Source organism: Phenylobacterium sp. LjRoot219, from assembly GCF_964252995.1.
In the GTDB taxonomy this organism is placed as follows: domain Bacteria; phylum Pseudomonadota; class Alphaproteobacteria; order Caulobacterales; family Caulobacteraceae; genus Phenylobacterium.
Window position 1 is genome coordinate 124,509 of record NZ_CAXUQI020000002.1, and the last position, 11,797, is coordinate 136,305.

General features: G+C 71.8%; 11 protein-coding genes. 9 read left to right on the forward strand and 2 right to left on the reverse strand.

Translation table 11 applies throughout. The annotated features are described in order from the left end of the window. The first annotated feature begins 2 nt into the window (after positions 1–2). The 9 genes from ACSQ14_RS18640 to ACSQ14_RS18680 all read left to right on the forward strand — a co-directional run bounded on the left by ACSQ14_RS18640 (position 3) and on the right by ACSQ14_RS18680 (position 10,043). On the forward strand, positions 3–473 hold the full coding sequence (locus ACSQ14_RS18640; protein WP_436015690.1) for an urease accessory protein UreE: 471 nt from the start codon (positions 3–5) through the stop codon (positions 471–473). Further along, complete coding sequence (locus tag ACSQ14_RS18645) at positions 457–1,260, forward strand: urease accessory protein UreF (RefSeq protein WP_436015692.1); 804 nt, start codon at positions 457–459, stop codon at positions 1,258–1,260. The genes ACSQ14_RS18640 and ACSQ14_RS18645 overlap by 17 nt, the downstream gene beginning before the upstream one ends. Further along, positions 1,257–1,868 carry an urease accessory protein UreG gene (ureG, locus tag ACSQ14_RS18650; RefSeq protein ID WP_436015694.1) on the forward strand — a complete coding sequence of 204 codons (612 nt, stop codon included), beginning with the start codon at positions 1,257–1,259 and terminating at the stop codon, positions 1,866–1,868. The genes ACSQ14_RS18645 and ureG overlap by 4 nt, the downstream gene beginning before the upstream one ends. Before the next feature lie 276 nt (positions 1,869–2,144). Next, positions 2,145–2,231 carry a potassium-transporting ATPase subunit F gene (locus ACSQ14_RS18655; protein WP_436017582.1) on the forward strand — a complete coding sequence of 29 codons (87 nt, stop codon included), beginning with the start codon at positions 2,145–2,147 and terminating at the stop codon, positions 2,229–2,231. Next, positions 2,231–3,940: a potassium-transporting ATPase subunit KdpA gene (gene kdpA, locus ACSQ14_RS18660; protein WP_436015696.1), complete on the forward strand. Its 1,710-nt coding sequence runs from the start codon at positions 2,231–2,233 to the stop codon at positions 3,938–3,940. The genes ACSQ14_RS18655 and kdpA overlap by 1 nt, the downstream gene beginning before the upstream one ends. Before the next feature lie 19 nt (positions 3,941–3,959). Then, entirely contained in the window at positions 3,960–6,029 is a 2,070-nt protein-coding gene (gene kdpB, locus ACSQ14_RS18665; RefSeq protein ID WP_436015698.1) for a potassium-transporting ATPase subunit KdpB, read from the forward strand. A gap of 59 nt (positions 6,030–6,088) precedes the next feature. Next, the gene (gene kdpC / locus ACSQ14_RS18670) at positions 6,089–6,676 is read left to right on the forward strand and encodes a potassium-transporting ATPase subunit KdpC (RefSeq protein WP_436015700.1); all 588 of its coding nucleotides are present in this window, start codon (positions 6,089–6,091) and stop codon (positions 6,674–6,676) included. After that, positions 6,673–9,342, forward strand: coding sequence for a DUF4118 domain-containing protein (locus ACSQ14_RS18675; protein ID WP_436015702.1), 2,670 nt, complete (start codon positions 6,673–6,675; stop codon positions 9,340–9,342). The genes kdpC and ACSQ14_RS18675 overlap by 4 nt, the downstream gene beginning before the upstream one ends. After that, positions 9,339–10,043 carry a winged helix-turn-helix domain-containing protein gene (locus tag ACSQ14_RS18680; protein WP_436015704.1) on the forward strand — a complete coding sequence of 235 codons (705 nt, stop codon included), beginning with the start codon at positions 9,339–9,341 and terminating at the stop codon, positions 10,041–10,043. Before ACSQ14_RS18675 ends, ACSQ14_RS18680 begins: the two co-directional genes overlap by 4 nt. On the opposite strand, the gene ACSQ14_RS18685 is transcribed toward ACSQ14_RS18680, so the two are convergent. Both ACSQ14_RS18685 and ACSQ14_RS18690 read right to left on the reverse strand, forming a co-directional pair. After that, the gene (locus ACSQ14_RS18685) at positions 10,018–10,857 is read right to left on the reverse strand and encodes a DUF4118 domain-containing protein (protein ID WP_436015706.1); all 840 of its coding nucleotides are present in this window, start codon (positions 10,855–10,857) and stop codon (positions 10,018–10,020) included. The two genes, ACSQ14_RS18680 and ACSQ14_RS18685, sit on opposite strands and share 26 nt — an antisense overlap. 87 nt (positions 10,858–10,944) lie before the next feature. Beyond that, positions 10,945–11,667: an HAD family hydrolase gene (locus tag ACSQ14_RS18690; protein WP_436015708.1), complete on the reverse strand. Its 723-nt coding sequence runs from the start codon at positions 11,665–11,667 to the stop codon at positions 10,945–10,947. Positions 11,668–11,797: the final 130 nt, after the last annotated feature.

Genomic DNA, 11,797 nt, shown 5'->3' on the forward strand with positions numbered 1-11,797 from the left:
CGTTGAGCACCACCATCGACATGGCCCGGCTGACCGAAGTGCTGCCGGCCGGATCCTGGACCGGCGCGCCGGCCGATCGCGTGGTCCTGGACTACGACGGCCGGCACCGCCGTCGGGTGGTGCTGACCGGCGCCGCCGGCGGCCAATACCTGCTCGACCTGCCCGAAGCCACGCACCTGAAGAACGGCGACGGCCTGCGATCGACCGAGGGCGCGATCGTCGAGGTCGCCGCGCTGGCCGAGCCGCTGCTGGAGATCCGCGCGGCCACCACGCCGGACCTGCTGCGGCTGGCCTGGCACCTCGGCAACCGCCACCTGGCCGCCGCCATCCGCGCCGACCACATCCTGATCCGCCGCGATCACGTCATCGCCCACATGCTCGAGCATCAGGGGGCGGTCGTCGCCGAGGTCATGGCGGTCTTCGATCCCGAGGCGGGCGCCTATCACGTCCACGGACATGGCCACGACCATTAGCGCGCCGTCCCGGACCGGCGACGACGCGGCCGTCCTGCTGCGGCTGATGACCTGGTTCTCGCCGGCCTTCCCGGTCGGCGCGTTCGGCTTCTCGCACGGCCTGGAGACCGCGATCCGCGACCGCCGGGTCGACGACGCCGACAGCCTGGCCGGCTGGATCGCCGGCCTGCTGGAGGTGGGTTCGGGCTGGACCGACGCGGTGCTGTTCAAGCTGGCCTGGGCCGCGTCGGGCGATGAGCTCGCCGAGCTGGCGGAGCTGGCCGCGGCGTTCGCGCCGTCCTTGGAGCGCCGCCGCGAGACGTTGCAGCTCGGGACTGCGTTCCTGACGGCGGTTGGGCCGTGGCTCGGCGAAACGCCCCCTCCGTCTCGGCGCTCCGCGCCGATCCACCTCCCCCGCGTTGCGGTGGAGGATCTGGGCCGAAGATGCTCCACCGCTTTAGCGGGGGAGCTGTCGGCGAAGCCGACTGAGGGGGCGGTCAGCGCCGATCTGGCCCCCTACCCCGTCGTCGCCGGCTGGGCCTGCGCCGCCGCCGCCATCCCGCTCGCGCCGGCGCTGGCCGCCTTCCTTCACGCCTTCGCCGCCAACCTGGTCAGCGTGGCGATCCGCGCCGTGCCGCTCGGCCATGTCGCCGGCGTCGCGGTGATGGCGAAGCTCGAGCCGTTCCTGGCCCAGACCGCCGCCCGCGCCGCGACGGCCGAGCTCGACGACCTCGGCGCCTGCGCCATCCTGTCTGACATCGCCGCCATGCGGCACGAGACCCTGCCCGGGAGGCTGTTCATCTCATGAGCTCGCGAAACGGTCCCCTGCGGGTGGGCGTCGGCGGCCCGGTCGGCGCCGGCAAGACCACCCTGGTGGAGAAGCTCTGCAAGGCGATGCGCGATCGCTGGAGCCTCGCCGTCGTCACCAACGACATCTACACCCAGGAGGACGCGTTGATCCTCAACCGGCTGCAGGCCCTGCCGGAGGAGCGGATCCTCGGCGTCGAGACCGGCGGCTGTCCGCATACGGCGATCCGCGAGGACGCCTCGCTGAATCTGGCGGCCATCGCCGAGATGAACCGGCGCATCCCCGACCTGGACCTGATCTTCATCGAGAGCGGCGGCGACAACCTGGCGGCCACCTTCTCGCCGGACCTGGCGGACCTGACGCTCTACGTCGTCTCCGTCTGCCAGGGCGAGAAGATCCCCCGCAAGGGCGGCCCGGCGATCACCCGCTCGGACCTGCTGATCATCAACAAGACCGATCTCGCGCCCCACGTCGGCGCCGACCTTGCGGTGATGGACCGCGACGCCGCCCGCGCTCGCGACGGCCGGCCCTACGTCTTCACCGACCTCACCCGGCAGCAGGGTGTCGGCGAGGTCATCGACTTCCTGACCTCGCGCTCGGGTCTTTGAGGGGCGGCTGAGCCGCGCCAATCGGCCAAGGTTGAAGCCGCGCGCCGCGCACGCCCGACGGCCCGCCCCCACCGGCGCGGCCGCGAAGACGCGCGACCTTGATGACTCCCTTATGCGAGCGGCCCGGCTTCCGAATGGAACCCTGATGTCGCCGCGCGATAGGTCCGAGGCTCCCTAGACCTAGGAGCAGACCTTGCTCGACCTCGTCTTCCTCTTGCTCGGCGTCGGCGCGCTGGCGCTGTTCGGCGCCTACGCGACCGCCCTGAGGCGCCTCTAATGCTCGAACTCATCATCTGGGGCGCGGGCGCCCTCGTCATCGGCGGCTACATGATCGCCGCCCTGCTGCGTCCGGAGCGGTTCTGATGAACGGCGCGGGCTGGGCGGAGATCGCCTTCACCGTCGGCGTCGCGGTCGTGCTTGCATGGCCGCTGGGCGCCTACATCGCGCGGGTCTGGCAGGGCGAACGCACCTGGTTGGATCCGGTCTTCAGGCCGGTCGAGCGGCTGGTCTACGCCGGCTGCGGCGTGCGCGCCGAGCGGAGCCAGGGCTGGGTCGGTTACGCGGCCAGTCTGTTGGCCTTCTCGATGGCCAGCTTCGTCGGCCTGTACCTGATCCTGCGGTTCCAGAACCTGCTGCCGCTGAACCCGCAGGGGTTCGCCGGCCTCAGCCCGCACCTGGCCTTCAACACCGCCGTCAGCTTCGTGACCAACACCAACTGGCAGTCCTATGCGCCTGAGGCGACCGTCTCGACCTTCGCGCAGATGACCGGGCTGACCTCGCAGAACTTCCTCTCGGCCGCCGCCGGGATGGCCGTCGCCGCGGCGATGGCGCGGGCCTTCGCCGCCAACCGTGGCGAGGGGCTCGGCAACTTCTGGGTCGATCTGACCCGGATCAGCCTCTACGTCCTGCTGCCGGGCGCGATCATCATCGCGCTCACCTATGTGGCGCTCGGCGAGCCGCAGAGCCTGCTGGCCAACGTCACCGCCCACACCGTCGAAGGCGGCCGGCAGACCATCGCCCTCTATCCGACCGCCAGCCAGGAAGCGATCAAGCAGCTCGGCACCAATGGCGGCGGCGTGTTCAACGCCAATTCCGCCCATCCGTTCGAGAACCCCAACGCCTGGACCAACCTCATCGAGATCGTCTCGATGAACGTGCTGAGCTACGCCTGCGTGGTGGCCTTCGGGCGCATCGTCATGGCGCGCAAGGAAGCCCGCGCGCTGGTGACGGTGATGGCGCTGTTCGTGCTCGGGGCCTCGGCCGCGATCTACGCCGCCGAAACCCAGGCCCCGCCGGCCCAGGTCGCCGCCGGCGCCGACCCCGGCGTGAACATGGAAGGCAAGGAGGTCCGCTTCGGCGCGCCCTCGACCGCGGTCTGGGCCGCGGCGACCACCGGGGCCTCCGACGGCGGCGTCAACGGCATGCACGGCAGCCTGATGCCGCTTGGCGGCGGGGTGGCGATGTTCATGATCCAGCTCGGCGAGATCCTGCCCGGCGGCGGGGGCTCCGGCCTCTACGGCATGCTGGTGCTGGCGCTGATCGCCGTCTTCGTCGCCGGCCTGATGGTCGGGCGCACGCCCGAGTACCTCGGCAAGAAGGTCGAGGCGCGCGAGATCAAGTACGCCATGCTGGCGGTGCTGATCCTGCCGCTGTCGATCCTCGGCTTCGCCGCGGTCGCCGCCGTGCTGCCGATGGCGCTGAAGGGCCTGGCCAATCCGGGCCCGCACGGGCTGTCGGAAATCCTCTACGCCTACTCCTCGGCGACCGGGAACAACGGCTCGGCCTTCGCCGGCCTGACCGCCAACAGCCCGTGGTGGAACACCACGCTCGGCCTGGCCATGCTGCTCGGCCGCTTCGCCTACGTCGTGCCGGTGCTGGCGATCGCCGGCTCGCTGGCCGCCAAGCCCAAGCTCGCCTCGACCTCGGGCACCTTCCCGACCGACGGCCCGCTGTTCATCGGCCTCTTGATCGGGGTGATCCTGATCATGGGCGGCCTGCAATTCTTCCCGGCGCTCGCGCTCGGCCCGATCGTGGAGCACTTCCAGGTGCTCCAGGCGGTCGCGGCGCGCTGACCTGATCGGAAATCCAAGAATGGACACCCTCACCCATCCCCTCGGCGCCTCGCGGCGCCAGGCGAACGTGCTCGCCGACAGCTTCTCCGCGCCGATCGTGGCGCGCGCCGCGCGGGACGCCGTCCTCAAGCTCGATCCGCGCAAGCTGCTCGGCAATCCGGTGATCCTGGCGACCGAGGTGGTCGCCATCCTCGTCACCGTCTCCACCCTCCTCCTGGTGGTCCAGGGCGGCGCCTGGGGCTTCGCCCTGCAGGTCGCCCTCTGGCTCTGGGCGACGGTGCTGTTCGCCAACTTCGCCGAGAGCGTCGCCGAAGGCCGCGGCAAGGCCGCCGCCGACAGCCTGCGCGCCACCCGCGTCACCACGAAGGCCAAGCTGGTCGCCGATCCGGTGAAGGGCACCATCGCGCTGACGCCGGCCCACCAGCTGGCGGTCGGCCAGATCGTCCTCGTCGAGGCCGGCGACGTGATCCCGGCGGACGGCGAGATCATCGAGGGCGTCGCCTCGGTCAACGAGGCGGCGATCACCGGCGAGTCCGCGCCGGTGATCCGCGAGAGCGGCGGCGACCGCTCGGCCGTCACCGGCGGCACGACCGTGGTCTCCGACTGGCTCAAGGTGCGCATCACCTCGGAGCCCGGGAACACCTTCCTCGACCGGATGATCGCCATGGTCGAAGGCGCCGATCGCCGGAAGACCCCCAACGAGATCGCGCTGGCGGTGCTGCTGGCCGGCCTGACGCTGATCTTCCTGATCGCGGTCGTGACGCTGCTGGGCCTTGGCGCCTATTCGGGGGTGCAGCTGCCGCCGCTGGTGCTGGGCGCGCTGTTCGTCTGCCTGATCCCGACCACCATCGGCGGCCTGCTGTCGGCGATCGGCATCGCCGGCATGGACCGGCTCTTGAAGGTCAACGTGCTGGCGACCTCCGGCCGGGCGGTGGAGGCGGCCGGCGACGTCGACACCCTGCTGCTCGACAAGACCGGCACCATCACCTTCGGCAACCGCATGGCCACCGAGGTCATCGCCGCCCCTGGCGTGCGCGCCGAGCGGGCGATGGCCGCGGCGCTGATGGCCTCGCTGGGCGACGAGACCCCGGAAGGCCGCTCGATCGTCGAGCTGGCGCACAACCATGGCCAGGCCGCCGTGGCCCCGGCCGGGGCGGAGATCATCCCGTTCTCGGCGACCACCCGGCAGTCCGGCCTCAACGCCGACGGCCGCTCGTGGCGCAAGGGGGCGGTGGATGCCGTGCTGCGCAGCCTGAACCTCACCGGTGCGGACATGCCCGAGGAACTGACCGCGGCGGTGGACCGGATCGCCCGCTCCGGCGGCACGCCGCTGGCGGTCAGCGAGGACGGCGTTCTGGTCGGCGTGATCCACCTGAAGGACGTAGTGAAGCCAGGGGTGAAGGAGCGGTTCGCCGACCTGCGCCGCATGGGGCTGCGCACGGTGATGATCACCGGCGACAACCCGATCACCGCCGCCGCCATCGCCTCGGAGGCCGGGGTCGACGACTTCCTCGCGGAGGCCACGCCCGAGGACAAGCTGCGCCTGATCCGCACCGAACAGGCCAAGGGCCGGTTGGTCGCGATGTGCGGCGACGGGGCCAATGACGCCCCGGCGCTCGCCCAGTCGGACGTCGGCGTCGCCATGCAGACCGGCGCCCAGGCGGCGCGCGAAGCGGGCAACATGGTCGACCTGGACAGCGACCCGACCAAGCTCATCGAGATCGTCGAGGTCGGCAAACAGATGCTGATTACTCGCGGCGCGTTGACCACCTTCTCGATCGCCAACGACGTGGCGAAGTACTTCGCCATCATTCCGGCGATCTTCGTCGCCGGCCTGCCGGCGCTGGGCGCGCTCAACGTCATGGGGCTGACCAGCCCACAGAGCGCGATCCTCTCGGCGGTGATCTTCAACGCCCTGATTATCGTCATGCTGATCCCGCTGGCGCTGCGCGGGGTTCGCTACCGGGCGATCGGCGCCGCGCGGCTGCTGCAGCGCAACCTGCTGGTCTACGGGCTGGGCGGGATCCTCGCGCCATTCGTCGGCATCAAGCTCATCGACCTCGCAGTCGCCGGCCTGGGGCTCGCCTGATGCTCCTCGACACCTCGCCCCAACCCGCCGCCGCGACCCATTCTCCACGGAGCACTTCGATGCTGGCCCAGGCCCGCGCCGCGATCGTCGCGACGCTCTTCTTCACCCTGCTGCTCGGGGTGGCTTATCCGCTGCTGGTCACCGGGGTCGCCCAGCTCGCCTTCCCGGCCCAGGCCGGCGGCAGCCTGATCCGCGACCGCTCTGGCACGGTGATCGGCTCGCGGCTGATCGCGCAGAGCTTCAGCGCCCCGCAGTACCTGCATCCCCGCCCCTCGGCGGCCGGCGCGGACGGCTACGACGCCTCGGCCTCGTCCGGCTCCAACCTCGGCCCGCTGAACCCGACGCTGATCGATCGGGTGAAGGGAACCGCCGAGCCGCTGCGGGCCGGCGGCGCGCCGATCCCGGCCGACGCGGTGACCGCCTCCGGCTCCGGCCTGGATCCGCACGTCAGCCCGGCGAACGCCCGGATGCAGGCCGCCCGCATCGCCGCCGCGCGCGGCGTCCCCCTGGCCCAAGTCGAACGGCTCCTCGATGCGCACGTCACGCCGCCGGCGCTCGGGATCCTCGGCCAGCCGACCGTCAACGTGCTGGAGGCCAACCTGGCGCTCGACTCCGCCTTCGGTTCGCCTCAGCCTTCCTCGAGATGACCCAGGACGAGCCCCGCAGACCCGACCCGGACGCGCTGCTCGCCGCGACCCATCCGGGCCAGGGCCGCCTGAAGGTCTTCCTCGGGATGGCCCCCGGGGTCGGCAAGACCTACGAGATGCTGCGCGCCGCTCGCCGCCGAAAGGCGGAGGGCGGCGACGTCGTCGTCGGCGTGGTCGAGACCCACGGCCGCAAGGAGACCCAGGCGCTGCTGCGCGGGCTCGACGTGCTGCCGCGCAAGCCGATCGAGTACCGCGAGCGGACGCTGTTGGAATTCGACCTGGATGCGGCGCTGCAGCGCAAGCCCCAGCTGCTGCTGGTCGACGAATACGCCCATTCCAACGCCCCCGGGTCGCGCCATCCCAAGCGCTGGCAGGACGTCGAGGAACTGCTCGCCGCCGGCGTCGACGTCTGGACCACGCTCAACGTCCAGCACATCGAGAGCCTGTTGGAGGTGATCTGGAAGATCACCGGCGCCCGCCAGCGCGAGACGGTCCCGGACCTGGCGCTGTCGCGCGCCGACGAGATCGAGCTGATCGACATCACCCCCGCCGAGCTGCGGGAGCGCATGGCCGAGGGGAAGGTCTACCTGGGCGAGACCGCCGAGGTCGCGGCGACGCGCTTCTTCAAGGTCGAGAACCTCACCGCGCTGCGTGAACTGGCGCTGCGGCGCGCGGCCCAGACAGTCGACGACCAGCTGATCGGGGCCATGCGGCGCGCCGGCGTCGAGGGGCCCTGGGCGGCCGGCGAGCGGATCCTGGTGCTGGTCGCCTCCGACGCCATGGCCAGCCCGCTGGTGCGGGCGGGGCGGCGGCTGTCCGACATGATGATGGACGCGCCCTGGACCGTGGCCCACGTCGAGCGGCCGAACGCGCGCGATCCGACCGCGTTCGGCGCGCAGCAGCTGCGCGACGCGATGAAGCTCGCCAGCCAGCTGGGCGGCGCGGCGGTGACCCTGACCGGCGACGACCTGGTCGGCTGCGTCCTCGACTACGCCCGGCGCAACAACGTCACCCAGATCGTCGCCGGCAAGACCCGCCGACGGCATCCGTTTGCGCGCAACCTGGTCCATGCGCTGCTGGAGGAGACCACCGGCGCGGCGGTGCACGTGATCACCGAGGCGACGGAGGCCAGCCCGCCGGAACGACGCCCGCGACCGACGCTGCGCGACATCCCCTGGGCCGGGCACCTCGGGGCGCTGGCGAGCGTCGTCTTGGCGGCCGGCGGCGCCTATCTGTTCGACCTCTACTCGGAGAGCGCCAACCTCGCGATGGTGTTCATGCTGAGCGTGCTCGTGTCGGGCCTGGCGTCCGGCCTCTGGCCGGCGGTGACCGCCGCTGCCGCCGCGGCCTTCGTCTACAACTTCTTCTTCCTCGAGCCGCGGCTGACGCTGTTCATCGGCCACGCCGCCGACGTCCTGACCTTCGCCGTCTTCTTCGCCGTCGCGCTGGCGACCGGCTGGCTGACCGGCCGGGTGCGCGACCAGGCGCGGGCGACCTCGCGGCGGGCCTCGGGGATCGCGGCGGTGCTGTCCGCGACCCGCCGGCTGTCGGGCGCAGCCAAGGCCGGGGACGCGGCAACGGCGCTGACCGAACAACTCGCCGCGGCGACCGGCGGCCGGGCCGTGGTGCTGGGGCCGCTCGACGGCGACCTGAAGATCATGGCCGCCTCGCCGGAGCTCGACATGCTGTCGGCCGGCGACATGGCGGCGGCGCGCTGGTGCTGGGAGCGGGGCGAGCCGGCCGGGGCCGGCACCGGCACCATGCCGATGGTCGGCTGGACCTTCCGCCCGCTGCAGGGCGTGCAGGCGCGATCGGGCGTGGTCGGCGTCGATCCGGCGGCGGTGGCCACGGAGGACGGCGAGCGTTTCGTCGCGGCGCTGCTGGACCAGGGCGCGGTGGCGCTGGAGCGGGCCGAACTGGCGGCCGTCGCGGCGGACGCCGAGGCCCTGCGCCGCACCGACCAGCTGCGCGCGGCGCTGCTGAACTCGGTCAGCCACGACCTGCGGACGCCGCTCTCGACCGTACTGGGGTCGGCCACCACCCTGATCGACTATGGCGGCGCGCTGTCGCCGGACGTGCGCGAAGACCTGCTGGTCTCGATCCGCGAGGAGGCCGAGCGGCTGAACCGCTATGTCGGCAATCTGCTCGACATGACCCGCCTGGAAGGCGGCCGGCTGAACATGCGCACCGACTGGGTCGACGTCCGCGACGTGCTGATGGCGGCCGCCGAGCGCGTCGCCCGCCGGCTGGACAAGCGCCGCATCGAGCGCGACTTCCCGAGCGAGCTGTCGCTGGCGCGGCTGGACCCGAACCTGCTGGAGCAGGCCGTGGTCAACATCCTGGAAAACGCCATCGCCTACAGCCCGGACGACACCGTCATCGAGCTGGCGGCCTATGAGGACCGGTCGAACGTGGTGATCAGCATCGAAGACGAGGGCAAGGGGATCCCGACCGCCGAGCTCGCCCGGGTGTTCGAGAAGTTCCATCGGATGGAGGAGCCCAGCGACCGCAGCAAGGGCGCAGGCCTCGGCCTGTCGATCTCCAAGGGCTTCGTCGAGGCGATGGGGGGACGGATCGCGGCGGCCAGCCCGATCCATGGGGATCACGGCACGCGCGTGCTGATCAGCCTGCCGAAGTCGCCGCGCCAGATCGAGGTCGCCGCGTGAGCCTTCGCCCCAAGATCCTGGTGATCGACGACGAGCCGCAGATTCATCGCTTCCTCCGCGCGGCGCTGGAGGCGGCCGGGTTCGAGCCGCTGCGGGCCGAGACCGGCGCCGAAGGGCTGCGCGAGATCGCCCGTGCGGCCCCGGCGGCGGTCGTGCTCGACCTCGGCCTGCCGGACATGGACGGCAAACAGGTGCTGACCCGCGCCCGCGAGTTCTACCAGGAGCCGATCCTCATCCTCTCGGCGCGCGATCGCGAGACCGAGAAGATCGAGGGCCTCGACCTCGGCGCGAACGACTATGTCGAAAAGCCGTTCGGCGTCGGCGAACTGCTGGCGCGGCTGCGCGCGGCGCTGCGCCAGCGCTCCCACTCGGGAAAGCCGCCGCCGGAGATCGTCAAGGCCGGGCGTCTGACGATCGACTTCCCGCGCCGTCTGGTCACCCGCGGCGGCGAGCCGGTGCACCTCTCGCCCCGGGAGTACGACCTGCTCGCCAAGCTGGCGCAGAGCGCCGGCAAGGTGCTGCAGCACCGCGAGCTGCTGACCTCGGTGTGGGGGCCGGCGCACGTCGCCGACACCCAGTACCTGCGGGTGTTCATCGGCCAGCTGCGGCAGAAGATCGAAGAGGCGCCGTCGGAGCCGAAGATGATCCTGACCGAGCCGGGCGTCGGCTACCGCTTCATCGCCGATGAGCCGGAGCCGTGAGGCTGGCGGCAAGATAGGCGCCCGCCAGCTCGACATACTTCGCGGGATGCTCGGGCCGGGCATCCGTGTCGCCGCAGCGCACGCCGAGCACCAGGTCCGGCGAGTCGTCGCGGCGGATCGGCCAAAAGTCGAAGGTCGACGCCGCGAACGGGTAGTTGTCGCCGTGCGATGGTGTCTGGCTGGCCAGCGTCCAATTGGCGGCCTCCAGGTCGGCCGGCGACAGGCTGGCGCCTTCGGTGAGCGCCGCCGGCTTCAACATGCCGCCGTCGGCGATCAGCACCGCGGCGGGGGCCTGAAAGATCTTCGCCAGCGCCTCGGCGCTGGATCGCGCCACCTCCGCGGCGGGCGCCGACTGCACGACGAGATGCGCCAGGTCATGCAGCGCGCCGGCGCGTCCCGCCTCGCGTCGCGCCTCCAGCGCCCGCCCGCGCGCCTCGGCCGCGAGGGTGCTGACGATCGCCGCGATCACCAGCAGCAGGGCGGCGGCCCACAGGTCGTCGGCGCTGTGGATGCGGAACGAAAAGAACGGCGCGGTGAAGAAAAAGTCGAAGGCCAGCACGCCCGACACGGCGGCGGCCAGCGCGGGGCCGAAGCCGAAGGTGGTCGCCGCGATCACCACCGGCAACACGAACACCAGCGTCACATCCGGGCTGGCGATCAGGTGCTGGACCAGGAAGCCGATCAGGCTCGCGACCGCCACGAGCCCGAGGGCGGCGGCATAGGCGCCCAGCACGCCGGCGCTGGTTTTCGGTTTGCGAAGGGCGGCCGGCGCGAGGCGCGGGGCGCTTTGGAAACCCAAGGCTTCGCCGGACATGGCCAAGCTCCTGACGTTGAGGTCGATGGCCGGAAGCTAGCGCCCTCCGGCATAAAGGTTCGATACGGATTTCGGCGGCTGTGCGGCTCAGCGGGGTGATCGCGCCCATTGCTGGATCAGCCAGCCGCTGCGGTCGGCGATCCGCCGAAGGGCGGGGTCGGGATTGACCGCGACCGGGAAGCCCACCGCAGCCAGCATGCCGGCGTCGTTGACGCTGTCGCCGTAGGCGTAGCAGGCGGCGAGATCGAGCCGGGACTGGTCCGCGTAGCGGCGCACGGCCTCGGCCTTGTTCTCGGCCTGGCTACGGCCGCCGGGCGCCGCCGCCAGCAAGGCGTAGCCCTGGTAGCCGCCGGTCAGCCGATCGCCGGCCGCCAGCAGCCGCTGGGCGATGAGCTCGGCGCCGAGCGCCTCGGCGAACGGCGCCAGCACGTGCTCGACTCCGCCGGTCACCAGCACGATGCGGCGCCCGGCGGCCTTGTGCGCGGCGATCTCCGCCAGCGCCGGCGGAAAGCAGGCCGGAAGCAGCAGCTCGCGGCAGCAGCTCTGGGCGTCGCGTCGCAGCACCCGTTCGGAGAGGCCGGCGAACTGGCGGTAGACCAGGCGGTCGGCGAGGTTGCGGCTGAGCTTGTCGGCGAGCCAGACCACCGGCGCGCCCCAGATCAGGCTGGCGAGCCACAGGCGGTGGCGCCAGGCGCCGTGCTGCCGCGCCCGCAACCAGACCAGGCTGGTGGTGCTGCGGGTGGCGCACAGGGTGCCGTCGACGTCGAAGAAGGCCGCCGCGCGCGGCGCTTGCGCTGTCCCCGTCTCCACTGCCGGCGATCCCCCTGCCCCCGCGTCTTATGAGCGCTGCCGCTGGGGGCGTCCATGGGCCGGCCGGCGACTGGCGCAGGCTTCGCAAATCACCGTAGGTGAGGCTTGGCCGCGCCGTGCGCGGCCAGCG

What these genes read in the sequence shown, in the direction of transcription:
- kdpC (WP_436015700.1), top strand. Translation starts at nt 6,089, where the DNA reads ATGCTGGCCCAGGCCCGCGCCGCGATCGTCGCGACGCTCTTCTTCACC.
- ACSQ14_RS18655 (WP_436017582.1), top strand. Translation starts at nt 2,145, where the DNA reads ATGCTCGAACTCATCATCTGGGGCGCGGGCGCCCTCGTCATCGGCGGC.
- kdpB (WP_436015698.1), top strand. Translation starts at nt 3,960, where the DNA reads ATGGACACCCTCACCCATCCCCTCGGCGCCTCGCGGCGCCAGGCGAAC.
- ACSQ14_RS18685 (WP_436015706.1), bottom strand. Translation starts at nt 10,857, where the DNA reads ATGTCCGGCGAAGCCTTGGGTTTCCAAAGCGCCCCGCGCCTCGCGCCG.
- ACSQ14_RS18645 (WP_436015692.1), top strand. Translation starts at nt 457, where the DNA reads ATGGCCACGACCATTAGCGCGCCGTCCCGGACCGGCGACGACGCGGCC.
- ACSQ14_RS18675 (WP_436015702.1), top strand. Translation starts at nt 6,673, where the DNA reads ATGACCCAGGACGAGCCCCGCAGACCCGACCCGGACGCGCTGCTCGCC.
- kdpA (WP_436015696.1), top strand. Translation starts at nt 2,231, where the DNA reads ATGAACGGCGCGGGCTGGGCGGAGATCGCCTTCACCGTCGGCGTCGCG.
- ureG (WP_436015694.1), top strand. Translation starts at nt 1,257, where the DNA reads ATGAGCTCGCGAAACGGTCCCCTGCGGGTGGGCGTCGGCGGCCCGGTC.